The sequence below is a fragment of the Ramlibacter sp. genome (assembly GCF_035655895.1).
GTDB lineage: Bacteria > Pseudomonadota > Gammaproteobacteria > Burkholderiales > Burkholderiaceae_C > Ramlibacter.
Genome location: NZ_DASRTN010000004.1, coordinates 158,663 through 184,941 on the forward strand (window position 1 = coordinate 158,663; position 26,279 = coordinate 184,941).

The window sequence follows — 26,279 nt, forward strand, 5'->3', positions numbered from 1 at the left end:
AGCCGGCTAGAGGTCGGCAGGCCGGCTGAGCGACCAGACCCCGCCCGAGCGGACCTGGTCGGGCGGCGGCGGCGGCGCGTGCTCGCCGGGCAGCGTGAAGCGGAAGCAGGCGCCCTCCCCCGGCCGCCCCTCGGCCCAGATGCGGCCATGGTGCCGCTCGACGATCCGCTTGACGTTCACCAGCCCGACGCCGTGGCCGGGGAACTCCGCGCTGTCGTGCAGGCGCTGGAAGACGCCGAACATCCGGTGGGCGCTGGCCATGTCGAAGCCGGCGCCGTTGTCGCGGACGTAGAAGACCTCGCTGCCGGCCTCGCCAGCCTCGGCGCCGATCGCGATCCAGGCGCCCGGGGTGCGGCCCGTGAACTTCCAGGCGTTGCCCACCAGGTTCTGCATCAGCAGGTTCAGCAGCCGCGCATCGCCGATCGCATGCAGGCCGTCCTGCACGTGCACGCGCACCACGCGCTCGGGTTCCCGCTCGCGCAGGAGCTGGAGCACGTCGCGCGCGATCGCGCTCAGGTCGAGCGGCTCCATGCGCAGTTCCATGCGCGAGACCTGGGCCAGCGCAAGCAGCGCCTCGATCATGCCCTCCATGCGCACCGCGTTGGCCCGCACCCGCGCGAGGAAGTGCCGCACCCGGCTGCCTTCGGCCGCGTCCAGCTCGCGTTCCATCGCGCCGGCGAAGCCCCCGATGCCGGCCAGCGGCGCCCGCAGGTCGTGGGCGACCGCGTAGGAGAAGCGCTCGAGGTCGCGATTCGCGTCCTGCAGTTGCGCGGTGCGCTGGGTGACCCGCTGCTCGAGCTCGACGTTCAGGCGCAGGATCTCGCGCTCGAAGTTCTTGCGCTCGGTCACGTCGCGCACCAGCACGCTGGCCCGCGGCAGGCCGCTGCCGTTGATGTACAGGACGATCGACAGCTCGGCCTCGAAGCTGCTGCCGTCGGCGCGGCGCATCGTCACCTCGCCGAACGCGTGGCCCTTGGCGCGACGCTCCCGCAGCAGGGTCGCCAGGCGGGGATCCCCCGCCACCGTGATGGCCGCGCGCCCGCCGCGCACCAGGTCCTGCTCCGACATGCCGAACAGCCTGCAGGCGGCGGCATTGGCAGCGTGAATCGCGCCGTCCGGCGAGGTCAGCAGCACGCCATCCAGGCTGTTCTCGAACAGCGTGCGCCAGCGCTCCTCGCTCTCCTGCAGGTCGCGCTGGGCGGTGCGCAGGTCGTCGTAGGGCTTCTGCAGCATCTCCACGAACACCGCGCGGTACACCATCAGGTAGGCGACCACCTTGGAGGCGTGCCCGAGCAGGTTGAAGACGTCGGCGCTGCTGCGGTACAGCGCGAACGACAGCTCGGACAGCGCCATCAGCAGCACGGCGGTGAACAGGTGCGCGGTCGACGCCTGCGGCCCGCCCGCCCGCAATCGCCACCAGAACGCCAGCGCCGCCGCCAGGTTCAGCGCCACGATCAGGACCTCGGTGGCGACCTTCAGGGGCGTGGGCCCCTGGCCGGGAACGAACAGCAGCGGGCCCAGGCGGGGCTCCAGGAGGCCGGCGGCCGACAGGCCGGTCGCCAGCGCCAGGATGCAGGCCAGCATGCGATGGCGCTCGCCGGGGCTGGCCACGTGCTGGCCCGGCATGCAGGCCAGGGCCAGCAGTCCGGCTGCGGCCATGGCCCGGGCGGCCAGGAAGGGAAAGATCGCCCGGCCGGCACCGTTGGGCCCGAGGAAGGCCGGCATGCCCTCAAAGGTGAGCGTGTGCGCGAAGTCGAGCACCGCGACCCCGGCGAAGACGCTGCAGACCAGGGCGACGGCGCTGCTCTGCTGGCGGCTGAGGGTGTGCCAGCCGACCGCGAACACCAGCGCCGACAGCACGATGGAGACCGTCTCCAGCAAGGTGTGCATCGCCGCGTTCAGCGGCGCCGGGACCGAGAAGTCGAGCCCGGGCAAGGCGACGAAGGCCAGCAGCGCCAGCGCGTACAGCGCCGGCAGCAGCATCGCCCGTCTCCGACCGGGGCTCGGGGCCTTCGGCGCCACCCGGCCGCCGGCGCGTGCGGGGCTGGCGGCGGCGGTCGGCGGGTGGGCGCTCAGGCCGCCTCGCGGTAGAAGAATCCGCGCTGCCGGCTGCGGGCCGGCAACGGCTCGACGGCCTGGCGGATCGCGCCGATGTGGTCGGGCGTGGTCCCGCAGCAGCCGCCGACGATGTTGACCAGGCCCTCGGCCGCGAACTCGCGCAGCAGGCGCGAGGTGACGTCCGGCGTCTCGTCGAAGCCGGTGTCGCTCATCGGGTTGGGCAGGCCCGCGTTCGGATAGCAGCTGATGTACGTGTCATCGGCCACCTTGCTCAGCTCCTGGATGTAGGGGCGCATCAGCGCCGCGCCGAGGGCGCAGTTCAGGCCCACTGCCAGCGGGCGGGCGTGCCGCACGCTGTACCAGAAGGCGGTGACGGTCTGCCCGCTGAGGATGCGGCCGGAGGCGTCGGTGACCGTGCCGCTGATGATCAGCGGCAGCCGCTCGCCGCTCGCCTCGAAGAACTCGTCGATCGCGAACAGCGCCGCCTTGGCGTTGAGCGTGTCGAAGATGGTCTCGACCAGCAGCAGGTCGACGCCGCCCTCGACCAGGCCTTCCACCTGCTCGCGGTAGGCGGCGCGCAGCTGCTCGAAGTCGACGTTGCGCGCGCCCGGGTCGTTGACGTCCGGGCTGATGCTGGCCGTGCGCGGCGTCGGGCCGAGCGCGCCGGCGACGAAACGCTGCCTGCCGGGCGTGCTGAACTTGTCGGCGGCCGCGCGCGCGATGCGCGCCGCCGCGACGTTCATCTCGCGCGCCAGGTGCGCCAGCCCGTAGTCGTCCTGCGCCAGGGTGCTGGCGCCGAAGGTGTTGGTCTCGATGATGTCGGCGCCGGCCGCGAGGTAGCCCTCGTGGATGTCGCGGATCACGTCGGGCCGGGTGAGCACCAGCAGGTCGCTGTTGTTCTTCAGGTCCTTGGGATGTTCGCGGAACCGCTCGCCGCGGTAGTCGGCTTCCGTCAGCCGGAAGCGCTGGATCATGGTGCCCATGGCCCCGTCCAGGATCAGGATGCGCTGGTCGAGCAGGTCGGGCAGGGCCTGCCCGCGGGTGTAGGCGATCGGCTTCATGGCTGCATTCTAGGTGGCGGCCCGGCCCCGGGCCCCGCCGGGGTCGTCGCGCCGGCCGCGTGCATTTGTCGCAAGCGCCGGCCGAACCCTGCGCAGGCAGGCGCTGCGCGGCGGCCGGCCCGGCGGTTCCGGGACAATCGGCGCATGTGCCCGCCCGCCCTGCTCCCGCCCGCCTGCCGACCGCCGACCCGGAGCACGTCGTGAGCGGCACCACCGATCCGCTGGCGATCCTGCACGACGTCTTCGGCTACGACCGCTTCCGCGGCCAGCAGGCCGACATCATCGGCCACGTGGTGGCCGGCGGCGACGCCCTGGTGCTGATGCCCACGGGCGGCGGCAAGTCGCTGTGCTACCAGGTCCCGGCCATCGCCCGCCAGCGCGCCGGCCGCGGCATCACCGTCGTGGTCTCGCCCCTGATCGCGCTGATGCACGACCAGGTCGGCGCGCTGCACGAGGCCGGCGTCGAGGCGGCCTTCCTCAACTCGTCGCTGACCTTCGAGGAGGCCGGCGCCGTCGAGAAGCGGATGCTGCGCGGCGAGATCACGCTGCTGTACGCCGCCCCCGAGCGGGTGACCACGCCGCGCTTCCTGTCGCACCTCGATTCGCTGCACGCGCGCGGGCAGCTCGCGCTGTTCGCGATCGACGAGGCGCACTGCGTGAGCCAGTGGGGCCACGACTTCAGGCCGGAGTACCGCGCACTCACGGTGCTGCACGAGCGCTTCGCCGGCGTGCCGCGGATCGCGCTGACCGCCACCGCGGACGCGCTCACCAGGGCCGATATCGTCGAGCGCCTGCAGCTGGAGGACGCGCGCCAGTTCGTCAGCAGCTTCGACCGGCCCAACATCCGCTACCGCCTGGTGGAGAAGAAGGATCCCAGCGCGCAGCTGCTGCGCTTCATCGAGCAGGAGCACGAAGGCGACGCAGGCGTCGTGTACTGCCAGTCGCGCAAGCGGGTCGAGGAAACGGCCCAGCTGCTGTGCAGCCACGGCCTGGACGCGCTGCCGTACCACGCCGGCCTGGACGCCGAGGTGCGCCAGCGCCACCAGGACCGCTTCCTGCGCGACGAAGGGGTCGTGATGGTGGCGACGATCGCCTTCGGCATGGGGATCGACAAGCCCGACGTGCGCTTCGTGGCCCACCTGGACATGCCCAAGAACATCGAGGGCTACTACCAGGAGACCGGCCGCGCCGGCCGCGACGGCCTGCCCGCGCAAGCCTGGATGGCCTACGGCCTGCAGGACGTGGTGAACCAGCGGCGCATGATCGACGAGAGTCCTGCCGCCGAGGAGTTCAAGCAGGTCATGCGCGGCAAGCTCGACGCGCTGCTGGCCCTGGCAGAGGCGACCGACTGCCGGCGGGTGCGCCTGCTGGCGTACTTCGGCGAAGCCTCGCAGCCGTGCGGCAACTGCGACAACTGCCTGTCGCCGCCGCAGGTGTGGGACGGCACCGATGCCGCGCGCAAGCTGCTGTCCACCATCTACCGGGTGCAGCAGATGAGCGGCATCAGCTTCGGCGCCGGCCACATCATGGACATCCTGCGCGGGCGCAAGACCGAGAAGGTGGCGCAGTTCGGCCACGACCAGGTCTCGACCTTCGGCATCGGCGCCGAGTTCAGCGAGCTGCAGCTGCGCGGGGTGCTGCGCCAGCTGATCGCGGTCGGCGCGCTGGCGGTCGATCCGCAGGCGTTCAACACCCTGCAGCTGACCGAAGGCTCGCGCGCGGTGCTCAAGGGCGAGCGGCAGGTGCTGCTGCGCGAATCGGTCTCGCAGCCGGCCGCGCGCAAGCGACGCGAGTCGCGCCCCGGCGCGCCGGCCTCGGCCGCGGCCGCCGGCCTGACCGACGCCGGGCAGGGCCGGTTCGCGGCGCTCAAGGCCTGGCGCGCCGACGTGGCCCGGGCCCACAACCTGCCGGCCTACGTGATCTTCCACGACGCGACGCTGGCGGCGATCGCTGCCGCCGACCCGCGCTCGATCGCCGACCTGGAGGGCATCAGCGGCATCGGGGCCAAGAAGCTGGAGACCTACGGCCCGGGCGTGCTGGACGCCCTGCAGGTGGCCGGCTAGACCGCGCCCATTGCGGCAGCCGCACCCCGCGCCGGCACGCCGCACGCATGGCGCACCCGATCGCGACGGTTGCCGCGCAGCCGGCGCGCCGGTGGTGCCGCGGGCCAGCGAAGCACCTTCAGGGCATGAACCCGATGCCCCGCGCCTCGCGCACCTCGGGCTTGATGCGGTGCTCGGCCTCGAGCTGCTCGAGGAACTCCTCGGGCGCAAACGCCACCCCGAGGATGTCGACCTGGCGCTTGACCGCGGCGAAGTCGCCGGGACACAGCTGGTCGAGCCGCGCCAGTCGCGCCGACAGCGTCGGCGTGAGGGCGGCCGTGTCGCCGGCCAGCGCCTCGGTGACGAACATGGCCTCGCGCTGCGCCGCGGTGAGCGGCTTGAAGCGGATCTTGAACGTGAAGCGGCGCAGCGCGGCCTGGTCGATGCGGTCCAGCAGGTTGGTGGTGCAGACGAAGATGCCGGCGAAGCGCTCCATGCCCTGCAGCATCTCGTTCACCTCGGTCACCTCGTAGGTGCGCTGGGCGCCGCGCCGGTCCTGCAGGAAGCTGTCGGCCTCGTCCAGCAGCAGCACCGCCTTCTCCGCTTCCGCTTCGCGGAACATCGCCGCCATGTTCTGCTCGGTCTCGCCGATGAACTTGCTCATCAGGTCGCTGGCCTGCTTGACCAGCAGCGGGCGGTCCAGGCTGCGGGCGATGTGCTCGGCCAGCGCGGTCTTGCCGGTGCCGGGCGCGCCGTAGAAGCACAGCGTGCCGTGGCCGCGTGCCTTGAGCGCCTCGACGATGCGCGGCACCTCGAAGCGGCTCTCCACGTGGAGCATGGCCAGGTCATAGGTGGTGACGGTGGGCCGCAGCGCCGCCGGCAGGCGGTTGCCCAGGGCGTGGTCGGCGTTTCGCAGCTGCCGCTCGATCAGCCCCTCGACGCCGGCATCGCCGCTCGCCGCCAGCCCGGCGAAGCGGACGGCGGTGCGGATCTGCGCTGGCGTGAGGCCCTTGCGCTCGGTCAGCCGCGCGACGAAGGCCTCGGACACCGGCACGCCGTCGAGCGTCTTGCGCACCAGGCTTTCGCGCGCACCGGGCGGCGGCGACTTCAGCTCGAGGTGGTAGGCGAAGCGACGGCGGAACGCCGGGTCGATCTGCTCGATGCGGTTGGTGACCCACAGCGTGGGCACCGGATTGGACTCCAGGATCTGGTTCACCCAGGCCTTGCCGCTGACGCTGCCGTTGGCGGGCGCGGCCACCTGCTCGGCACGCGCCAGGAGCTGGGCCGCCTCCGAGCTGATCGGCGGAAACACGTCTTCCACCTCGTCGAACAGCAGGGCCGCCCGGGCGCTGCCCTTGAGGAACACCTGCGCGATCTGCAGCGAGCGGTAGCGGTCGCGGCCGGACAGCGAATTGCCGTCGCGGTCGGCGTATTCGACTTCGAACAGTTCCAGCCCCGCGGCGTGCGCGACCACCTTGGCCAGTTCGGTCTTGCCGGTGCCGGGCGGCCCGTACAGCAGCACGTTGACCCCCGACTCCTTGCGGTCCACCGCGTTGCGCAGCAGCGCCGAGAGCACGTGCGCGTCCTCCTGCACGAACTCGAAGTCCGGCAGGCCGAGTTCGCTGCGTGTGCACGGCCGGGTGAAGACCGCCATCAGCTCGCTCTGGTCGCGGTATTCGCGCATCAGCACCGGCGGCAGCTTCTCGCTGACCTTCATGAGGTCGGCCAGATCGGTGATGTTGTGCTCGGAGATCAGGTTCTCCACCAGCCCGATGCGCTCCAGTCGCGAGCCCGCGCGCAAGGCTTCGCCGACCTCGGCCGCGTTGACGCCGGCGATCTCGGCGATGGCGGCGTACGCCTCCGGCGCGTTGTTGACCTTGAACTCGACCAGGATGCTGCGCAGGTCGCGCTGGTAGCGCGCCAGCGTGCCATACAGCAGCAGGGCACGCTCGGCCTGGTTCAGCTGCAGCAGCCCGGAGAGCGCATCGATGTTCTTCTCCACCAGCGTCGACTGCTTCTTCAGCGTGCTGGTCAGCCAGTCGCCGGTGACGGTCAGCACCGAGAGCAGGTCCTTGGGCTGGTCCTTCGCGTACTCGTCGAGGTAGAAGAACAGCGTTCCTTCCTCGTAAGGGCCGCGCCACACGCCGTGCCGCTCCAGGAAGTCCGCGGTGGACAGGCGTTCATGGCCGCGCCAGAACTCGTTGTCCTTGCAGCGACGGCCCAGGAACTCGCGCAGCCGGGCCAGGGCCGGCGCCGGCCAGACCAGGTGCCGCCCGGCCAGCGAGAGCAGGCCGTTCAGGTCGCGCCGCACGTTGAACTTGCCGCCCTGCCGGGCCGCCAGGGTGAGCACGAAGTGCGAGCACATCAGGTCGAGCACCGGCGCTTCCTTCAACCCCGGCGAGGGGAGCACCTGCACGTCGACGGATCGCTTGACCATGGGCGGACTCCAGAGGAATGCCGCCACGATACCTCGGCTTCGCGCGGCCATGGGAGCGGCGGGATGCGCGCGGTCGACGGTCGGGCCGCGAACCGCCCACAATCGGCCCATGCTCCAACTGGCCGACATCCGCGCCGCCGCCGCCCGCCTGCAGGGCCAGGTGATGCGCACCCCCTGCGTCGAATCGCGCACCCTCTCGCAGGTGACCGGCGCGCGGGTGTTCCTCAAGTTCGAGAACCTGCAGTTCACCGCCACCTTCAAGGAGCGCGGCGCGTGCAACAAGCTGGTGCAGCTGGACCAGGCCGAGCGCGCGCGCGGGGTGATCGCCATGAGTGCCGGCAACCACGCCCAGGGCGTCGCCTACCACGCGCAGCGGCTGGGCATCCGGGCGGTGATCGTCATGCCGCGCTTCACGCCGGGCGTGAAGGTCGAGCGCACCCGGGGCTTCGGCGCCGAGGTGGTGCTGCACGGCGACACGCTGGACGAGGCGCGGGGCCATGCGCTCGAGCTGGCCGCGCGCGAGCAGCTGGTGTTCGTCCATCCGTACGACGACGAGGCGATCGTGGCCGGACAGGGCACGGCGGCCATCGAGATGCTGGAAGACGTACCACAGCTGGACACCCTGCTGGTCTCGGTGGGGGGTGGCGGGCTGATCGCGGGCATGGCGCTGGCAGCCAAGGCGCTGAAGCCATCGGTCGAGGTGGTGGGCGTGCAGACGCTGCGCTTTCCCAACATGTACAACGCGGTCAAGCACCAAGCGCTGCCGCAAGGGCTGAGCACGATCGCCGAGGGCATCGCGGTGGGCACGCCGGGCCGCATCCCGCAGGCCATCATCGAGCGCGATGTCGACGACATCGTGCTGGTCGACGAGGGCGACATCGAGCAGGCCATCGTGATGCTGCTGGAGATCGAGAAGACGCTGGTCGAGGGCGCCGGCGCCGCGGGGCTGGCGGCGATGCTGAAGGAGCCGGGGCGCTTCGCCGGGCGCACGGTCGGGCTCGTGCTGGGCGGCGGCAACATCGATCCGCTGCTGCTGGCCGCGATCATCGAGCGTGGCATGGTGCGCGCCGGCCGGCTGGCGCGCATCCGGGTGAGCGCGCGCGACGTCCCGGGGTCGCTGGCCCGCATCACGGCGACGGTGGCGCAGGCAGGCGCCAACGTGAACGAGGTGCACCACCAGCGCGCCTTCACCATGCTGGCGGCGCAGAACGTCGAGATCGAACTGGTGATCCAGGCGCGGGGGGCTCCCCACGTCGAGGCCGTCCTGCAGGCGCTGGGCGACGCCGGGTTCCAGGCGGTGCGGCTGTAGCCCGCCCTATCATCCGCCGCATGACGCTCGACGACCTGCAAGCCGCCCTGCCCGCCTACTTCGCGCCCTGGGTGCAGGCCCTGGGCCTGCAGGCGGTGGCCCACGACGCGGACAGCGTCACGCTGCGGCTGCCCGTCAATGCGCAGGTGGCACGCACCGGCGACATGCTGTGCGGACAGGCCATGCTGGCTGCCGCCGACACCGCCATGGTGCTGGCGCTGGCCAGCCAGGCCGGCGGGTTCCGGCCCTGCACGACCGTGCAGATGAGCACCAGCTTCCTGCGGCCGCTGAGCGGCCAGGACGCTCTCGTGCAGGCCCGCGTGGTGCGGTCCGGCAAGACGCTGGCGTTCGGCGAGATCGACATCCGCGGCGCAGCCGACGGCCGGAGCGTCTGCCGCGCCAGCACCACCTACGCCCTGCTCTGATCCCCGCCCGCGGGCGAGCCGGTAAAATCGCCGCTTTCCCGCCCACAGCCATCACCGAGGAAGCCATGTCGAGCACCGAAGTCCGCCACAGCCACGGCGAAGAGACCCAGCCCCAGGACGGCGTCGAGGCCATCGTGCCGGCCATGCCGATCGTGCTGCCGATCGTCGGCGGCGTGCTGATGTTCCTGTTGGCCTTCATCGCCATCTACATGGCCTGACCATCCCCGCGGGATCCCTCCCGAAGAGCCCGGGCGCCGCAAGGCGGCCCGGGTTTTTTCATGCCCGCAGCTCGACCATATTCGCTGCATAACCCCATGCAGGTTTTGCATGGAATCGCGTCGGGAGCGGAACACAGCTCAGGTGGCCGTTCATAGAATCCGGGTTCCAGCCGACCGCGGGCGCCTCGGAAGACCGTTCCGGCAGCCGCCAGCCGCCTCCAGCGCCGCACGCCGACTGAGCTCCAGCCCGGTTCCAAAAAGGCGCGCTCGGCCCCCTGCCTTGCTCCTTTCTGGAACCCGGTTGGCGCACCGTGCGATGCGGTGCGCGTGCGACCGGTACCGCTTTTGCAACTTAGGAGCCTGACACGATGAACTCTCCCGCCATGAAGGGGCTGAACCTGAACACGCCACCCCACGTGCGCAACGCCAAGCTGATCGCCTGGATCGCCGACATGGTGGCGCTGTGCAAACCCGCATCGGTGTACTGGTGCGACGGCAGCCAGGAGGAGTACGACCGCCTGTGCCAGCAACTGGTGGACGCCGGCACCTTCCGGCGCCTGGACCCGGCCAAGCGCCCGAATTCGTACCTCGCGTGGTCCGACCCCAGCGACGTGGCGCGCGTGGAGGACCGCACCTTCATCTGCTCGCGCCAGAAGGAAGACGCCGGCCCGACCAACAACTGGGTCGATCCCGCCGAGATGCGTGCCAGGCTGCAGCCGCTGTTCGACGGCTGCATGAAGGGCCGCACGATGTACGTGGTGCCGTTCTCGATGGGCCCGCTCGGCTCGCCGATCGCGCACATCGGCGTCGAGGTGTCCGACAGCCCGTACGTGGCCGTCAACATGCGCCTCATGACGCGCATGGGCAAGGCGGTGTACGACGTGCTCGGCGTCGACGGCGAATTCGTGCCCTGCGTCCACACCGTGGGTGCCCCGCTCGAGCCGGGCCAGAAGGACGTGAGCTGGCCCTGCAACAAGACCAAGTACATCGTGCACTACCCCGAGTCGCGCGAGATCTGGTCGTACGGCTCCGGCTACGGCGGCAACGCGCTGCTGGGCAAGAAGTGCTTCGCGCTGCGCATCGCCTCCACCATGGGCCGCGACGAGGGCTGGCTGGCCGAGCACATGCTGATCCTGGGCGTGAGCAACCCCGAAGGCAAGAAGTACCACGTCGCGGCGGCCTTCCCGTCGGCCTGCGGCAAGACCAACTTCGCGATGCTGATCCCGCCCAAGGGCTTCGAGGGCTGGAAGGTCACCACCATCGGCGACGACATCGCCTGGATCAAGCCGGGTCCCGACGGCCGCCTGCGCGCCATCAACCCCGAGGCCGGCTATTTCGGCGTCGCGCCGGGCACCAACTTCCAGACCAACCCGAACTGCATGGAGTCCTTGAAGAAGGACGTGATCTTCACGAACGTCGCGCTCACCGACGACGGCGACGTGTGGTGGGAAGGCATGGACGGCGAGCCGCCCGCGCACGCGATCGACTGGCAGGGCAAGGACTGGACGCCCCAGCTGGCCCGCGAGACCGGCGCCAAGGCCGCCCACCCGAACGCCCGCTTCACCGTGGCGGCCACCAACAACCCCGCGCTCGATCCGGCCTGGGACGACCCCAAGGGCGTGGCGATCGACGCCTTCATCTTCGGCGGCCGCCGCTCGACCACCGTGCCGCTGGTGACCGAAGCGCGCGACTGGACCGAGGGCGTCTACATGGCCGCCACCATGGGTTCCGAGACCACCGCGGCCATCATCGGCCAGGTGGGCGTGGTGCGCCGCGACCCCTTCGCGATGCTGCCGTTCACCGGCTACAACATGAGCGACTACTTCCAGCACTGGCTGCAGCTGGGCAAGAAGCTGCAGGCGTCCGGGGCGCAGCTGCCGCGCATCTACACCACCAACTGGTTCCGCAAGGGCGAGGACGGCAAGTTCGTCTGGCCCGGCTACGGCGAGAACATGCGCGTGCTCAAGTGGATGATCGACCGCATCGAGGGCAAGGCGGCCGGCAACGAGCACGTGTTCGGCGTCAGCCCTGGCTACGAGGAGCTGAACTGGACCGGCCTGGACTTCTCGCGCGACCAGTTCAAGTCGGTGATCAGCATCGACAAGGCGGCCTGGGAGAAGGAGCTGCAGCTGCACGCCGAGCTGTTCCAGCAGCTGGCCTACCACCTGCCGCAGGAACTGGGCGAGATCAAGGCCCGCATCGAGAAGCGGCTGGCGGCCTGACCGGCGCAGCCGCCGCCATGCAGCACGGCCGCCCTCGGGCGGCCTTTTTGCTGTCCGTGACGGGCCGGCCCGCACCGTGAGGGCCACGAAAAAAGCCGCCGGGCACGGGGCCGGGCGGCTTCGATCCGAGGGGCAGGTCAGCCGCGCGAGCGGGCGGCCTGCAACAGGCGCCGGCGCCGCTCGGCGCGGGCCAGGGCGCGGCGCTCGGCCAGCGCATCCAGCTGCGCCAGCACCCGGGCTGGCAGCGCGGCAAGCAGCCGCTTCCAGGCGTGGCGGACGAGGGCGAGCAGCAGCATGGCGATCAGTAGTAGCGGACGCGGGCGCCTTCGACGCTCATCGCACGGCTGAGCTCGGCCATCACGCGGGCATCGCTCAGGGCCAGGTCCCACATCTGGCGGTCGGCGGCGGCGTCGCGACGGGCGGCGGCGTAGCGCACGAACCGCGCGTTCAGGGCCTGCACGGCGCGGCGCACCGGCGAGGCGAACAGGCCGATCGCCGCGAAGGTGATGGTCCACAGCACGACCCAGGCGGCCAGCAGGTGGCCTTCGGTCCAGGTGTCGACCACCTGGTTGGCGACCACGACCAGCGCAGCCACGATGGCCGCGAGCAGCATGGTGGCGGCGCCGCGGGCGCCGTCGAAGCGCGTGCCGATGTCACGCAGGGTGGAAGCGGCGCGCTCGAAGCGGGCGACGCCGGGGTGTTCGGTGCTGTAGTCGATGTGAACGAAGCTGGTCATTTCGGGGTCCTCCTGAGCCATGTCGGCTGCGAATGGCTGAAGATTAGGGTTGACCCTGATATTTGGCAAATTGCGGTTCATGATGCCTATCATTCATATCACTGATAGATATGCCGAATTTCCGCACCTTCGACCTGAATCTTTTGCGTGTTTTCGACCAGGTCATGACCGAGCGCAACCTGACACGGGCGGCCCGCAACCTGGCCATGACCCAGCCGGCCGTGAGCAATGCGCTCAACCGGCTGCGGGACGCGCTGGGCGACAAGCTGGTCAGCCGCAGCGGCTATGGCGTCGAGCCGACGGCCCGGGCGCTGGCGCTATGGCCGGCCGTGAGCGACGCGCTGCGGCAGCTGGAGGGCGCGCTCACGCCGGGCGAGTTCGTCGCGTCGCAGGCAAACAACACTTTCGTGCTGGCGATGGCCGACGCGACCGCCACCGGCGTCATGCCGGGGCTGGTCGAGATCATCGAGCGCGACGCACCGGGCGTTTCGATGCGCGTGCTGCCGCTGACCACCCGCGATCCGCGCCGGCTGCTCGACGAAGGCGCCATCGACCTGGCGGTGGGTTTCTTCCCCGCCGTGCTGGCCGACCTCACGGCCCAGTCGCAGGCCGGCGCCCGGCCCGGGTTCGACCACGAGCGGCTGTACGACGGCGAGTACGTGTGCGTGATGCGGCGCGACCATCCGCTGGCCCAGGGGCCGATGACGCTGCAGCGGTTCTGCGCCGCGCGCCACCTGCTGGTCAGCTTCTCCGGCCGGCCCTACGGCTTCGTCGACGAGGCGCTCGCCGCAGTCGGGCAGAAGCGGCGGGTGGTGCTGACCGTCAACCAGTTCTTCACGGCGGGCAAGGTCGTGGCGGGCTCCGACTTGCTCACCGTGCTGCCGCGCCACTTCATCTCCGCCACCGGGATGGCGCACGACCTGCTGGTGCGCGAGCTGCCGCTGGACGTCGCGCCGGTGCACGTGGAGTCCTTGTGGCACCACCGCCAGGCCCAGCGCAGCGACCACGCCTGGCTGCGGCTGGCGGTCGCCGCCGCCGCTCGCACCGCCTTCGCGGAAGCGCTCGACTGATCCCTGGCACAACGCTTGCGTCGCGCTGGTCAGGCAGCGCCCTTCGGCCGGCCAGGAGTCTCGAATGTTCCCGTTGACCGCCCCGGCCCGCCGCCGGACCTTCCTGAAGACGCTCTCCGCCGGGGCGGCGTCCACCGCCCTGCCTGCCCTGGCGGCCTGGCCCGAGCGGCCGCTGAAGATCGTGGTCACCTTCCCGGCCGGCGGCGCGAGCGACATCGTGGCGCGCGTGATGGCCGAGCAGCTCGCGCTCAAGCTGGGCCAGCCGGTGGTGGTGGACAACCGCCCCGGCGCCGGCGGCAGCGTCGGCGGCCAGCTGGTGCACCAGGCCGCGGCCGACGGCTCGACGCTGATGCTGTCCAACTCGACGCCGATCTCGATCGGCCCGTTCGCCCTGGACAAGCAGCCCTACGACCCGGTCGAGGGCTTCACCCATGTGGCGCTGATCGGCAGCGCACCGTGCGTGGTGATGGCCAACCCCAAGGCCGGGCTGCGGACGCTGGCCGACCTGGAAGCCTCGGCGAAGTCGGCCGGCCGCCTGGACTTCGGCTCGGGCGGGCCGGCCTCGATCGGCCACGTCTACGGCGAACTGATGCGCAACACGCTGGGCATCCCGATGGTCCACGTGCCCTACCGCGGTGGCGCACCGATGACCACCGACCTGCTCTCCGGCGTCGTGCCGGTGGGAATCGACGTGCTGACGGCGTTCGTGCCCTATTTCCGCAGCGGGCAGCTGGTGCCCCTGGCGGTGACGTCGGCGACCCGCTCGCCCCTGGTGCCGGAGGTGCCCAGCGTTGCCGAAACGGGGCAGCGCCGGCTGGTGCTCGACAACTTCTTCGGCCTGTCCGCGCCGCCCCGGCTGCCGGCCGAGGTGGTGGCGCGGCTGAATGCCGCCTGCAACGAGATCCTGGCGCAGCCGGAGATCCGCCGCAAGATGCTGGACCTGGGCATCACGACCACGCCCGCGAGCCCAGCCGCCTTCACCACCTTCGTGCGGGAGCAGGTGGCGCAACTGGCTCCCACCGTGCGCGGCGCCGGCGTGCGGCTCTGACCTCCGCGCCCGCAACGGGATGCGGACGCGGCTGACGGCTGCCGCCGTCGCCGGCCGCGACAATCATGGCGGTGAACCTCCAGCTGCTGTCCGACCTGCACCTCGAGACCCAGCCGGACCGGCAGATCGCCCCCGCGCCGGGTGCCGACCTGCTGGTGCTGGCCGGCGACATCGGCTCCTACCAGCCCGGCAGCGCCTTGACCGGCGAGGACTTCGGGCTGGAGCGCTTCTCGCCGCGCCACGGCTGGCCGACGCCGGTGCTGTTCGTGCCCGGCAACCACGAGTACGACAACCTCGACTTCGACCAGGCGCACGAGCGGCTGCGGTCCACCTGCGAGCGCCTGGGCATCACCTGGCTGGAGCGCGAGGTGCTCGTCCTGGACGGGGTCCGCTTCGTCGGCACCACGCTGTGGACCGACTTCGATGCGCTGGCCGCGCAGGCGCCGGATCCGGCGCGTGCCCTCAAGCAGCGCGAGAAGGCGTTCCGCGCCGCCAACTTCTACCTGCCCAACACACGCGCCACGCGCGCCGGCGAGCCGCTGCTGGCCGAGGGCTGGCGGAGCCTGGGACTGGATTGCCAGCGCTGGCTGCGCGAAGCGCTCGCCGAGCCCTTCGACGGCCCGACCGTCGTGGTGACGCACTTCGCACCCAGCCTGCGCAGCGCGGACCCGCGCTACGGAGTCACACCGGGCACGGCGGGCTTCTGCAATGCGCTGGACGACCTGCTGCCACGCGCGCAGCTGTGGCTGCACGGGCACCTGCACTGCCGCAACGACTACACCGCGGGCGGCTGCCGCGTCGTGGCCAACCCGCTGGGGTATGCCCGCAAGGGCGAGCAGGAAGGGTTCCGGCCGCAGCAGCTGCTGGCCGTGCCGGCCGCGGCCGCCGTCAGCGTGCGCTGAGGCCGTTGAAGCAGGTGCTGATGACCAGCTCGACGATCTGCTCGTCGCCATGCTGGCCGCCAGCCTTGAGGAACTCGACCACGGGATCGCAGGCGCGGGCGTAGAGGGTGTACAGGATCGCCAGGGCCGGCAGCTTTGCATCGAGCGCGCCGTCGCGCTGTCCGGCTTCGATCCAGGCGCCCAGCGTGTCGCTGATGCCCATCAGCGCGTCGATGTACTCGCGACTGGCCATCAGCACCGCGCGCAGGGAGGAGTTCTGGCTCGGCAGCGAGGGCATCTGCCCGGCCAGCTGCATCTGCAGCGTCCAGCGCACCACGGCCTTGAGCCGCTCCAGCACCGGGAGCGCGGGATCGATGCCCGCCAGGAACTGCTGCGCCCGCCGCATCACGCGCACCATGGCGGCGGCGGCGAGGTCTTCCTTGCTGGGGAAATGCTTGTAGAGGCTGGCCTTGGCAATGCCGACCGCCGCCGCGACCTCGTCGACCGTCATGGCGTCAAAGCCCTTCTCGGCCAGCAGGCGGTTGACGTTCTGGATGATCGCCTCTTCGCGCGCGGCCAGCATCTGCTCCTTGAAGGAAGGCCGGGCGATGGTGCTCATGGCGGCCATTCTACTGCTGGGGCTCGCGCCGGCCCGCGCACCGCGGTGTGCGGGTCCTCCCGGTGGGCGCGCCGGCCGCCGTGGCGGACACTGCCCGCATGCAAGTCCTCGTCCTGGGCGCCGGCATCCTCGGCGTGAGCACCGCCTGGCACCTGCTCGAGCGCGGACACACCGTCACGGTGGCCGACCGGCAGGACGACGCCGCCCGCGAAACGAGTTTCGCAAACGCCGGGCAGATCTCGGTCAGCTACTGCGAACCCTGGGCCAGCCGGCACGCGCCGGCCAAGCTGCTGCGGTGGATGCTGCGCAACGACGCCCCGCTGCTGTTCCGCCCGCGGCTGGACTGGCAGCAGTGGCGCTGGGTGCTGCGCTTTCTGGGCGAATGCAACGACGCCGCCTTCGAGCGCAACGTGCGGCAGCTGGTGGCGCTGGGCGCCTACAGCCACGAGGCACTCAAGGAGACCGTGCGCGCGACGGGCATCGGCTTCGCGCGGCTGGAACGCGGCATCGCCCACTACTTCACCGATGCCGCGGCGCTGGACGGCGCGGCGCAGGCGGCCGCGCTGATGCGCCGGTTCGGCATCGCGCGGCACGTCGTCTCGCGCGAGGAGCTGCTCGCCATCGAACCGGCATTCCGGCCGTTCGCGCACCGCATCGTCGGGGGCACCTACACCGCCAGCGACGAGAGCGGCGATGCGCGCCTGTTCACCGAGCAGCTGGCGGCCCGCTGCGCGGCCCGGGGCGCGCAGTTCCTGTTCGGGCACGACGTCACCCGGCTGGAGCGGGCCGGTGGCGCGATCGACCACGTGCGCCTGCGCGACCGCACCACCGGCGCCGGCCGCAGCCTGCGCGCCGACGCCGTCGTGGTCGCCTGCGGCTCCCACTCGGGTCCGTTGCTGCGCAGCGTGGGCGTCGACCTGCCGATCTATCCCGGCAAGGGCTACAGCGCCACCTTCCCGATCGTGCGTCCCGAGGCGGCGCCCCACGTGAGCACCATCGACGACGAGGTCAAGTGCGCCTTCACGCGCCTGGGCGACAGCCTGCGCGTGGCCGGCACCGTCGAGCTGGCCGGGATGGACACCTCGCTCGACGGCCGGGTGGCGCGGGCACGCTGCGCCATGCTGGCCCGCCGCGTGGAACAGGTCCTGCCCGGGGTGTGCGACACGCGCCCGGCGTCGCAGGGAGGAGATCCACGCTACTGGGCGGGACTGCGCCCGGCCACGCCGACCAACATTCCCTTCATCGGTCGCACGCCGGTGGGCCGGTTGTGGGTCAACGCGGGGCACGGCACGCTCGGCTGGACGCATGGCGCCGGCTCGGGCAAGGCGCTGGCCGCGCTGATCAGCGGCGACCGGCCGGCGATGGCGTTCCGCTTCCTCGGGTTCGACGACGCCGCGAGCGGACGGCACGCCTGAGGCGGGTGCGGTGCCCCGCGGGCCGGCCGAGGCTCAGTCGGCCGTGGTGGTGAGCAGGTTCCACAGGCGCAGCGGCGTCAGCGGCATCTGCAGGCGCGGGGCCAGGCTGGCATAGCCGCCCGAGGCCAACGCGTCGGCAACGGCGTTGACCACGCAGGGCGTCGCTCCGATCGTGCCGAGCTCGCCCACGCCTTTCACGCCAAGCGGGTTGTTGCGACTGGGCGTGGTCTGGTCCATGCTCGTGACGAAGTCGCAGGCCAGCAGGTCGGCCCTGGGCGCGGCATAGTCCATCAGGCTGCCCGTGATCGGCTGCCCGCTGGCCGGGTCGTACACCATGCGTTCGAGCAAGGCCTGGCCCAGTCCCTGCACCGCGCCCCCGTCGAGCTGCCCGCGCACGATGGCGGGATTGACGACGCGCCCGACGTCGTTGACGCTGCTGTACGCGACCACCTGCACTTCGCCCGTGGCCGGATCGACCTCCACTTCGCAGACATGGCACCCGTTGGGCCAGCTCGGGCCGGCGACCTGGGTCGTGCTTTGCAGGTGGATGCGCTGCTGCGGCTGCCGGCCGGCCAGCGCGAACAGGTCCACGGACAGGTCGGTGCCACGCACGAGGAAGCGGCCGGCGCGGTACTCCAGGTCCTGCGCGCTCGCCTCCAGCGTCTGCGCCGCCAGCCGTCGCGCCTCGTCCAGCGTCTTCTCGGCACCTTCGCGCAGGGCCGAGCCGCCGGTGAACAGCGAGCGCGAGCCGGCGCTCCCGAAGCCGTCCCCACGGTCGGTGTCGCCCAGCACCACGCGCACCTGCGCCATCGGCACGCCGAACACGTCGACCACCAGCTGCGCCAGCGTGGTGGCGATGCCCTGCCCCATCTGGTTGACCGCCGAGAACACCTCGATCACCCCTTCGGGCAGCACCGACACGGCGACGGTCTCCTCCAGCACATTGCCGCCGGTCCACTCCAGGAAGGTGGCGATGCCCAGGCCGCGCAAGCGGCCGCGCGCGCGGCTGCGCACCCGGCGCGCCTCGAAGCCGCTCCAGTCGGCCTGGTCGAGCGCCTGGTCCATCACGTGCTCGAACCGACCGACGTCGTAGGTCTGGCCCATCGGATTACGGTACGGCATCTGCTCGGGCCGGATGAAGTTGCGCCGGCGCAGCTGGATGCGGTCGATCCCGGTCTGCCGCGCCGCCTCGTCCATCAGGCGCTCCATCGTGAAGATGGCTTCGGGGCGGCCGGCGCCCCGGTAGGCGCCCGTCGGCGCCGTGTTGGTCAGCACGGCAGCGAAGCGGAAGTCCACCTGCTGGATGTCGTACACGCTGGTCTGCACCCACGGGCCGATCAGCAGCTGGATCGCCACGCCGGTGGGCGTGGCATAGGCCCCGACGTTGGCCAGCGAGCGCAGCCGCAGTGCGAGGATCCGGCCGTCGGACGCCAGTGCCAGTTCGGCCTGCGTGCGCACGTCGCGCCCGTGTTGCGAACTGAGGAACTCCTCGCTGCGGTCGGCCGACCACTTGACCGGCCGGCGCAGCTGCCATGCGCACCAGGCGACCGCCAGGTCCTCGGGATAGGCGCCGGTCTTCATGCCGAAGCCGCCGCCCACGTCACCGACCGTCACGCGGACCTGCTCGCGCGCCAGGCCCAGGACGTCGCAGATCGCGGTGCGCACGCCCGAGGGCATCTGCGAACTCATCTGCAGCGTGAGGCGGCCGTCCTCGGCGACCCAGGCCAGCACCGCGCGGGGCTCCAGCGACACGGCCGCCACGCGCTGATTCTCGATCGCCAGCCGCACCACGTGGGTCGCCTGCCCGCACGCCGCCTCGACCGCGGCAGCATCGCCGTGACGCGCTTCGGCCGCGATGTTGTCGGGGGCCTGCTCGCACAGCGCAACCGCCTGGTCCCCGGTCGCCGCGCCCACGTCGACCACGCTGGGCAATTCGTCGTACTCGACCCAGACGGCCTCGGCGGCGTCACGCGCCTGCTGCAGTGTTTCGGCCACCACGATGGCCACTGCTTCGCCCACGAAGCGCACCCGGTCGTGCGCCAGCACGGGCCGCTGCGGCGAAGCGGGTCGGCCGCCGCCGGGGCGCTTGAAGCTGGGGTTCACCGGCAGCGACTTCACGCCGGCCTGCAGCAGGTCGGCGCCGGTGAGCACCAGGGCCACGCCGGGCAGCGCGCGTGCGCTCGCCGCGTCGACCGCGAGGATGCGCGCATGGGGGTGCGGCGACCGCACGAACGCCACCCGCAGCTGCCCGACTGGCTGCACGTCGTCGGTGAAGCGGCCGGCCCCGCGCAGCAGCCCCTCGTCTTCGATGCGTTGCACGGACTGGCCGCTGCCGAAGCGGGTGGCGACGTCGGCGGAGAGAAGGTCGGCGCTCATGGGCTCCTCGCGAAGGGCCGCCCATTGTGACGCCCGCCGCGCGGCAGCGTGGTCAGCGGGTTGCCGCCGCCGGCCCGGCCAGCCGCTCGCTCATCCAGCGCAGCAGGTCCTGCCACATCTGGCGCATCTCGGCATCCAGCGGCGTGCGCAACGCGTTCGGCAACTCGATGGTGACCACCGGCACCCCCTTGTGCACGCCGCCGTAGTTGCCCAGCGAGCCGGGGAAGATGCCGACCTGGTCGAGGTAGAGGCGGCCCAGCCGCGAAGGCGGCACCGACGGGCCGTCGAAGTCGAGCACGCCGTAGGGCGCGTGGATGGCGACGATGAGGTGCGGCCGGAACTGCTCCATCTGCTGGTGCACGAAGCGGCTCTCGGGCTCGGACAGCGGTTGCGGACCGGGCCAGCGGCGCGGGTCCTGGCGGGTGCGCTTGTGCCAGTACGCCGGCGCTTCGCGGTCCCAGTTCGGGGTCGGGAAATTGCGGTTCAGGTCAACGCCGCGCGCGTTCGTCCGGCGCGGCGGCCGTGCCAGCAGACCGTCGGGATTGAGCACCGGCACGAAGCGCCAGTGCACCGGCTGGGGCAGCGCCACCTGCTGCTGCGCGAGCGCCAGCCAGTGCAGGGCCACCGAGGCGGAGGACAGTTCGTCGCCGTGGATCGTGCCGGTCACCAGCACCCGCAGCCGCGCGCCGGGCGCGGGCACGTCGCGCACGTAGAGCGGCACGCCGCGCACCGAGCGCGCCCCGGAGTCGGCAAGCGCCGCCTGCTGGCACAGCGCGCGGGTGACGTTCGGCAGGGCCGGCACGAAGGTCTCGCAGGGGCCTGCCGCGAGCACGGCGGCGGTGGACAGCGCGAGGGTCAGCGCCAGCAGGCCGCGGCCCCGCCGTGCGGCGGCGCGACGCGGCGGGCTGGCGCGTGCGCGATCGCCCGCCGCAAAGGCGCGTGGGGTCGAGGGCGCGGGGCCGGGCAGTCCCATCCCTCAGTGCAGCAGATGGCGCGGCAGCCGCAGGAAGTTCAGCACGGCGGCATCGAACGCGTCGGGGGCTTCCAGGTTCTGCAGGTGGCCGATGCCCGGCAGCTCGATGTAGGTGCTGCCCGCGATGGCCTGCGCCATCTTCTTCATCAGCGCGGGTGGGGCCTGGCGGTCGTGCTCGCCGGCGACCAGCAGCGTGGGCACGTGGATCTGCGTCAGGCTGGCGCGGCGGTCGAACGTGGTCAGTGCCTCGAGGGCCCGCCGGTACGTCGACGGGTTCACCAGGCCCATGCAGTGCTGCGCCAGCCGGACGCCCTCGGGCAGTGCGCCGGGGCCGATCATCCGGGGCACCAGCACCTCGGCCAGTCCGGCCATGGTCCGGCCGGCCGCCAGCGGCGCGGTGCGCTGCGCGACGAACTCGCGCTGCCACGGCCCCTCGGCGCGGCCGAAGCACGCCGAGGTGCCGCACAGGACCAGCCGGCTGACCAGCTCGGGCCGGCGTGCCACCACCTCCTGCGCGACCATGCCGCCCATGCCGTGCCCCACCAGCACCACGTGCCCGCATTGGAGGCTCTCGATCAGGGTGATGCAGCTGCCGGCCAGGCCCTTGAAGGTGTAGGGCTCGATGGGTGCGCTGCGGCCATAGCCAGGCATGTCCCAGGCGACGGCGCGGAAGCCCGCGCTGGCGAGCGACTCGACCTGCGGCGCGAACGCGAGGTGGCCGCCGCCGATGCCGTGCAGCATCAGCACGGTCGGGCCGGCGCCCAGGCTGGTGAAGGTGGGAAGAGCCGTCATGCAGGATGCTCGTGGGGATTCATCATTCCTCGCGTCCGATCCCGCGGCCATCGCAGGCAAGCCGCCCGGCCGCACGACCTGACCCGATCGGGCCATCGCCCGAAGGAGCCAGGCGCGCGGCGCGCCGTGGACAGGCACGCGACGGGGAGGCACGTGGACGGGACGCCGTCGGCCATCGCAAGCGCCGGCGGCTGTCGCAACGCACCTGCGTGGGCCCGGTCGCCAAGCGCCGCCGCGACCGCGCGCAACTGCGGCGCTGCTATGGTTTGGAGAGCGCCCCAGGACAGAGGGCCGGGCGTCGGCGCGGACCCGCACCGTGCCATCGCGGCCAGGCAGCGAGCCCCTGCGCGGCGCTCGGCGCGTGGCCGGGAGCGGTCGCGGCGCCATGGCGTCCCGCGTCCGGGCGCCGCGACGAGGAGCCCGACCGTGCATTGCGCCTGCCGCCCACCGTGGCGCCGCGCAACGCTTGGGGCCTCCGGCCGGACAGGGTCGTCGGGTTGCAGCAACATGGGTCCGGGGGTTTGATCCATACTACATGAAATTTCATGCAACGCCGCTGATGAGCCCGATCCGCAAGGCCAGCCCGCCCACCTTCTCCGTCCGGGAGTTCCGGTCGGCGCTGGGCATGTTCGCCACCGGCGTGACCATCGTCACGGCGACCACCGCCGAGGGCAAGCCCATCGGCCTGACCGCCAGCTCCTTCAACTCGGTCTCGCTCGATCCGCCGCTCGTGCTGTGGAGCCTGGCCAGCGCCGCGGCTTCGCTGCCGGCCTTCAGCACCGGCTCGCACTACGCGATCAACATCCTGGCGGCCGACCAGAAGCAGCTGGCCGAACGCTTCGCCGCCAAGGGCGCCGACCGCTGGGGCGGCGTCGAGTACACCCGGGGCAGCGGCGATGCCCCCCTGATCACCGGGGCGGTCGCGGTGTTCGAGTGCTTCAACCGCAGCCGCTACGAGGAAGGCGACCACGTCATCTTTGTCGGCGAGGTGGAACGCTGCAGCTGGCGGCCGGGCGCGGCGCCGCTCCTGTTCCACGGCGGCCGCTTCTACACCGAGCTGCCGATCTGATCCGATGCCGCGCGACCGGTTCGTCGACAACTACCTGGGCCACCTGCTGGGGCAGGCGAACCACGCCCTCTACAAGGACTTCGACAGCCAGGTGCGCGCGCGCGGGCTGAGCCCGATCGAGTGGCGCGTGCTGGCCACGCTGCAGGACAGCGAGCCGCTCACCGTCAGCCAGCTCGCGCACGAGGTGCTGGCCAAGCAGCCCACCGTCACCAAGCTCGTGCAACGCATGGCGGAGCAGGGCTGGGTGGTGCTGCAGGCCGATGCCGCGGACCAGCGGCGCACCCTGGTGGCGGTCACGCCCGCCGGTCGGCGGCTGGTCAAGCCGCTGGTCGAGGCCGCCAAGCAGCACGAGGCGCGCATGCTGCGGGCGCTCGGCGCGACGGAGAAGGCGGCCCTGCGCAAGCTGCTCGAGAAGATCGCCCACCCCGCCTGAAGGGGCGGCGATGCCGCGTGCGCGCGGCGCGGCACGGTGCCCGCGCCCCGCCCGGTGCGGGCCGGCAGCGGCTAGCATCGGCCGCATGGCCGAACGAAAAGAACATCTCGACGGGCTCGCCGTGTCGCTGCTGGTGGCGTGCTGCCTGTTCTGGGGACTGCAGCAGATCCTGATCAAGGCCACCGTGGGCGAGGTCCCGCCGCTCTGGCAGGCGGCACTGCGGTTCGTCGGCGCGACCGTCCTGCTCTGGATCTGGTGCGTGGTGCGTGGCGTGCCGCTCTTCTCGCGCGACGGCACCCTGCGGGCGGGGCTGCTGGCCGGCGCGCTGTTCGCCGCCGAGTTCAGCTGCATCTACCTGGGCCTGCGCGACACCACCGCCTCGCGGCTGACCGTCTTCCTCTACACCTCGCCCTTCGTCGTGGCGCTGCTCCTGCCGCGGTTCGTCCCGGCCGAGAAGCTGCGGGCCGCGCAGTGGGTCGGGCTGCTGGTCGCGTTCGTGGCGGTCACGGTGGCATTCAGCGAGGGCTTCGGCAGTGCCACCTCTGCCCGCCAGTTGCGCGGCGACGCGCTGGCCCTGCTGGCCGGCGTCCTGTGGGGGCTGACCACGCTGGTGATCCGGGCGTCGCGCCTGGCCACGGCGTCCGCCGAGAAGACGTTGTTCTACCAGGTGGCGGTCACGGCAGCGGTCGCGCCGCTGCTGTCGCTGGCCCTGGGCGAGACCTGGTCGCTGTCGTATTCGGCGCCGGCGTGGGGATCGCTCGCGGCACAGACGGTGGTGGGCGCGTTCGCGAGCTACCTGGCCTGGATGTGGCTCCTGCGGCACTACCCCGCGACGCGGATGTCCTCGTTCACCTTCCTCACCCCGATGTTCGCGCTGGTGTTCGGGGTCGTGCTGCTGCACGAGCACCTGACGGTGCAGCTGGCGCTGGCGCTGGTCGGCGTGGCCGCGGGCATCGTGCTGGTCAACCGCAAGCCTTCGGGCTGACGGTGCCGGCCCGGCGTGCGGCCAGCGCGACGAACCAGTCGAGCGACGCCGGGTTGGCCATCGCGTCGCGGTTGACGACCTTGTCCAGCGGCTGCCCGAGCAGCAGCTTCTTGACCGGCAGCTCCTGCTTCTTGCCCGAGAGCGTGCGCGGGATCTCCGGCACCTGGAAGATCTCGTCGGGGACGAAGCGCGGGCTGAGCGCGCTGCGGATCGCACCGCGCAGCCGGTCCTGCATCGCCGCATCGAGCACGCGCCCGGGGCGCAGCACCACGAACAGCGGCATGTAGCTCTCGCGGCCGAGGAATTCGAGGTCGACGACCATCGCGTCGAGCACCTCGGGCAGGGCTTCGACGGCGCTGTACAGCTCGCTGGTGCCCATGCGCAGGCCGTGCCGGTTGATGGTGGCGTCGCTGCGGCCGTAGATGATGCAACCGCCCTGCGGCGTGATCCTCAGCCAGTCGCCGTGCCGCCACACGCCGGGGTACATGTCGAAGTAGGAACCCCGGTAGCGGCGGTGGTCGGCGTCGTTCCAGAAGAACAGCGGCATCGACGGGATCGGGCGCGTGCACACCAGCTCGCCCACTTCGCCCACCACGCTGCGGCCCTGCTCGTCCCAGGCCTCGACCGAGCAGCCCAGCAAGCGGCACTGCATCTCGCCGGGCACCAGCGGCAGCTCCCGGTTGCCGCCGATGAAGGCACCGGCGAAGTCGGTGCCGCCGGAGATGTTGGACCACCACATGCCGGGCTTGCCGATGGCCGCGAAGCGCGCGTCGATCCAGCGTTGCACGTCCTCCGACAGCGGCGACCCGGTGGTCCCCAGCGCGCGCACCGAGCGCAGGCCGGGCAGCCCGGCGAAGTCGACGCCGGCCTTCATGCAGTTGGCGAAGAACGCCGCGCCGGCACCGAAGAAGGTGGCACCGACCTCGGCGCCGAAGCGCCAGAGCGTCGACCAGTCGGGTGCATCCTTGGGGCCGCCGGGATTGCCGTCGAACAGGCAGCAGGTGGTGCCGTTCATCAGGCCGGCCATCTGGGCGTTCCACATCACCCACCCGGTGCTGCTGTACCAGTGGAAGCGTTCGCCCCGCGTGTCGGGGTGGTAGCTGCAGCCGACGTCGCTGTGCAGCACGGTGTGCGCCAGCATCACCAGCATGATCCCGCCGTGCCCGTGCACGATGGGCTTGGGCAGGCCGGTCGTGCCACTCGAGTAGACGATCCACAGCGGATGGTCGAACGGCAGCCACTGCGGCTCGAACGCCGCCACCGCCGCGTCGTCCCGTGCCGCCGCCTCCTCGAGCCAGGCGTCGGGGCGCAGCGGACTGGTCGCGCCGGCCCGTGCGCGCAGCCCCAGCACGTGCCGCACGGTCGGCAGCTGCGCACGCAGCTCGGCCACCACGCCGCTGCGGTCGTGGTCCTTGCCGCCGTAGGTCACGCCGTCGCAGGCGATCAGCACCGCCGGCTCGATCTGCCGGAAACGGTCGAGCACGGCATTGGTGCCCATGTCCGGCGCGCAGATGCTCCAGACGCCGCCGAGGCTGACCACGGCCAGGAAGGCCACCATCGCCTCCGGCACGTTCGGCAGGTAGGCCGCCACCCGGTCGCCGCGTCGCAGGCCCTGCGCCTGCAGGTGCAGCGCGAGCGCCGCGACCTGCCGGCGCAGCTCGCGCCAGCCGAGCTCGCGGTGATCGCCGCGCTCGTTGCGGCTGACGATGGCCGGCACCCCCGCCGCCTCGGCGGCGTCCACGTGCCGCAGCACCTGCCGCGCGTAGTTCACCTGGGCGCCCGGGAACCAGACGGCGCCGGGCATCCGGTCGTCGGCCAGCACGGCGGTGTGCGGCGTCGGCGACTCGAGCTCGAACCAGTCCCAGATGCTCTGCCAGAAGGCCGGCAGGTCGTCGACCGACCAGCGCCAGAGCGCGTCGTAGTGGTCGAACGCCAGCCCGCGCCGCTCGCGCAGCCAGTCCTGGTAGCGCCGGATCTGCGGCACGGGCGGATGAGAGGCGGACGTCGGTGGCAGCTCGCGCATGGGCGCAGGTTACCGCGGGGGCCCTCGTCCGTTCCCGGCCACGGCCTAGGGTTTGCACGCAGTCCGGTGTGGTGGACGCCGTCGTCC

22 protein-coding genes are annotated in these 26,279 nt (G+C 71.8%); 12 read left to right on the top strand and 10 right to left on the bottom strand.

Annotated features, from left to right (window positions below; translation table 11 throughout):
* Positions 1 to 6: 6 nt before the first annotated feature.
* Together VFE82_RS02730 and VFE82_RS02735 are read right to left on the bottom strand one after the other, a co-directional pair.
* Complete coding sequence (locus tag VFE82_RS02730; protein ID WP_324998700.1) at positions 7 to 1,983, bottom strand: MASE3 domain-containing protein; 1,977 nt, start codon at positions 1,981 to 1,983, stop codon at positions 7 to 9.
* Positions 1,984 to 2,072: 89 nt separating this feature from the next.
* Positions 2,073 to 3,119 carry a homocysteine S-methyltransferase family protein gene (locus VFE82_RS02735; protein ID WP_324998701.1) on the bottom strand — a complete coding sequence of 349 codons (1,047 nt, stop codon included), beginning with the start codon at positions 3,117 to 3,119 and terminating at the stop codon, positions 2,073 to 2,075.
* A 200-nt stretch (positions 3,120 to 3,319) separates the two neighbouring features.
* Between VFE82_RS02735 and recQ the strand changes: the two genes are divergently transcribed.
* The gene (gene recQ, locus VFE82_RS02740; protein WP_414708716.1) at positions 3,320 to 5,182 is read left to right on the top strand and encodes a DNA helicase RecQ; all 1,863 of its coding nucleotides are present in this window, start codon (positions 3,320 to 3,322) and stop codon (positions 5,180 to 5,182) included.
* 118 nt (positions 5,183 to 5,300) lie between these two features.
* Here recQ and VFE82_RS02745 read toward each other — a convergent pair whose 3' ends face one another.
* Complete coding sequence (locus VFE82_RS02745) at positions 5,301 to 7,598, bottom strand: ATP-binding protein (protein WP_324998702.1); 2,298 nt, start codon at positions 7,596 to 7,598, stop codon at positions 5,301 to 5,303.
* 109 nt (positions 7,599 to 7,707) lie between these two features.
* Here VFE82_RS02745 and VFE82_RS02750 point away from each other — a divergent pair, with 109 nt between their 5' ends.
* From VFE82_RS02750 to VFE82_RS02765, 4 genes are all read left to right on the top strand, one after another.
* A complete protein-coding gene (locus VFE82_RS02750) occupies positions 7,708 to 8,907 on the top strand; it encodes a threonine ammonia-lyase (RefSeq protein ID WP_324998703.1) in 1,200 nt (399 codons plus the stop codon).
* 20 nt (positions 8,908 to 8,927) lie between these two features.
* The gene (locus VFE82_RS02755; protein WP_324998704.1) at positions 8,928 to 9,332 is read left to right on the top strand and encodes a PaaI family thioesterase; all 405 of its coding nucleotides are present in this window, start codon (positions 8,928 to 8,930) and stop codon (positions 9,330 to 9,332) included.
* A 65-nt stretch (positions 9,333 to 9,397) separates the two neighbouring features.
* Positions 9,398 to 9,550, top strand: a complete 153-nt coding sequence (locus VFE82_RS02760) for a hypothetical protein (protein ID WP_324998705.1) — start codon at positions 9,398 to 9,400, stop codon at positions 9,548 to 9,550.
* A gap of 368 nt (positions 9,551 to 9,918) precedes the next feature.
* Positions 9,919 to 11,772: a phosphoenolpyruvate carboxykinase (GTP) gene (locus VFE82_RS02765; RefSeq protein WP_324998706.1), complete on the top strand. Its 1,854-nt coding sequence runs from the start codon at positions 9,919 to 9,921 to the stop codon at positions 11,770 to 11,772.
* A 137-nt stretch (positions 11,773 to 11,909) separates the two neighbouring features.
* On the opposite strand, the gene VFE82_RS02770 is transcribed toward VFE82_RS02765, so the two are convergent.
* Together VFE82_RS02770 and VFE82_RS02775 are read right to left on the bottom strand one after the other, a co-directional pair.
* Positions 11,910 to 12,068, bottom strand: coding sequence for a hypothetical protein (locus VFE82_RS02770; RefSeq protein WP_324998707.1), 159 nt, complete (start codon positions 12,066 to 12,068; stop codon positions 11,910 to 11,912).
* Between the two features lie 5 nt (positions 12,069 to 12,073).
* On the bottom strand, positions 12,074 to 12,508 hold the full coding sequence (locus tag VFE82_RS02775) for a hypothetical protein (protein WP_324998708.1): 435 nt from the start codon (positions 12,506 to 12,508) through the stop codon (positions 12,074 to 12,076).
* A gap of 110 nt (positions 12,509 to 12,618) precedes the next feature.
* Between VFE82_RS02775 and VFE82_RS02780 the strand changes: the two genes are divergently transcribed.
* From VFE82_RS02780 to VFE82_RS02790, 3 genes are all read left to right on the top strand, one after another.
* Positions 12,619 to 13,578, top strand: coding sequence for a LysR family transcriptional regulator (locus VFE82_RS02780; RefSeq protein ID WP_324998709.1), 960 nt, complete (start codon positions 12,619 to 12,621; stop codon positions 13,576 to 13,578).
* A gap of 64 nt (positions 13,579 to 13,642) precedes the next feature.
* Positions 13,643 to 14,626 carry a tripartite tricarboxylate transporter substrate binding protein gene (locus tag VFE82_RS02785; protein ID WP_324998710.1) on the top strand — a complete coding sequence of 328 codons (984 nt, stop codon included), beginning with the start codon at positions 13,643 to 13,645 and terminating at the stop codon, positions 14,624 to 14,626.
* 71 nt (positions 14,627 to 14,697) lie between these two features.
* On the top strand, positions 14,698 to 15,528 hold the full coding sequence (locus VFE82_RS02790) for a metallophosphoesterase (protein ID WP_324998711.1): 831 nt from the start codon (positions 14,698 to 14,700) through the stop codon (positions 15,526 to 15,528).
* On the opposite strand, the gene VFE82_RS02795 is transcribed toward VFE82_RS02790, so the two are convergent.
* The gene (locus VFE82_RS02795) at positions 15,515 to 16,126 is read right to left on the bottom strand and encodes a TetR/AcrR family transcriptional regulator (RefSeq protein ID WP_324998712.1); all 612 of its coding nucleotides are present in this window, start codon (positions 16,124 to 16,126) and stop codon (positions 15,515 to 15,517) included. The two genes, VFE82_RS02790 and VFE82_RS02795, sit on opposite strands and share 14 nt — an antisense overlap.
* Positions 16,127 to 16,224: 98 nt before the next feature.
* Here VFE82_RS02795 and VFE82_RS02800 point away from each other — a divergent pair, with 98 nt between their 5' ends.
* Positions 16,225 to 17,541 carry a D-amino acid dehydrogenase gene (locus tag VFE82_RS02800; protein ID WP_324998713.1) on the top strand — a complete coding sequence of 439 codons (1,317 nt, stop codon included), beginning with the start codon at positions 16,225 to 16,227 and terminating at the stop codon, positions 17,539 to 17,541.
* Positions 17,542 to 17,574: 33 nt separating this feature from the next.
* Here VFE82_RS02800 and VFE82_RS02805 read toward each other — a convergent pair whose 3' ends face one another.
* Genes VFE82_RS02805 through VFE82_RS02815 form a run of 3 tightly spaced genes read right to left on the bottom strand, consistent with a single transcriptional unit; the run spans position 17,575 to position 21,682 of the window.
* Positions 17,575 to 19,917, bottom strand: coding sequence for a xanthine dehydrogenase family protein molybdopterin-binding subunit (locus VFE82_RS02805; protein ID WP_324998714.1), 2,343 nt, complete (start codon positions 19,915 to 19,917; stop codon positions 17,575 to 17,577).
* A 52-nt stretch (positions 19,918 to 19,969) separates the two neighbouring features.
* On the bottom strand, positions 19,970 to 20,890 hold the full coding sequence (locus tag VFE82_RS02810; protein WP_324998715.1) for a M14 family zinc carboxypeptidase: 921 nt from the start codon (positions 20,888 to 20,890) through the stop codon (positions 19,970 to 19,972).
* Positions 20,891 to 20,893: 3 nt separating this feature from the next.
* Positions 20,894 to 21,682 (bottom strand): alpha/beta hydrolase, encoded by a 789-nt coding sequence (locus VFE82_RS02815; protein ID WP_324998716.1) that lies wholly within the window; start codon positions 21,680 to 21,682, stop codon positions 20,894 to 20,896.
* 559 nt (positions 21,683 to 22,241) lie between these two features.
* On the opposite strand from VFE82_RS02815, the gene VFE82_RS02820 reads away from it, so the two are divergent.
* From VFE82_RS02820 to VFE82_RS02830, 3 genes are all read left to right on the top strand, one after another.
* On the top strand, positions 22,242 to 22,751 hold the full coding sequence (locus VFE82_RS02820) for a flavin reductase family protein (RefSeq protein WP_324998779.1): 510 nt from the start codon (positions 22,242 to 22,244) through the stop codon (positions 22,749 to 22,751).
* Between the two features lie 4 nt (positions 22,752 to 22,755).
* Positions 22,756 to 23,184 (top strand): MarR family winged helix-turn-helix transcriptional regulator, encoded by a 429-nt coding sequence (locus tag VFE82_RS02825; protein ID WP_324998717.1) that lies wholly within the window; start codon positions 22,756 to 22,758, stop codon positions 23,182 to 23,184.
* 85 nt (positions 23,185 to 23,269) lie between these two features.
* Positions 23,270 to 24,169 carry a DMT family transporter gene (locus VFE82_RS02830; RefSeq protein ID WP_324998718.1) on the top strand — a complete coding sequence of 300 codons (900 nt, stop codon included), beginning with the start codon at positions 23,270 to 23,272 and terminating at the stop codon, positions 24,167 to 24,169.
* On the opposite strand, the gene VFE82_RS02835 is transcribed toward VFE82_RS02830, so the two are convergent.
* A complete protein-coding gene (locus VFE82_RS02835; protein ID WP_324998719.1) occupies positions 24,147 to 26,192 on the bottom strand; it encodes an acetoacetate--CoA ligase in 2,046 nt (681 codons plus the stop codon). The genes VFE82_RS02830 and VFE82_RS02835 overlap by 23 nt on opposite strands.
* Positions 26,193 to 26,279 lie beyond the last annotated feature (87 nt).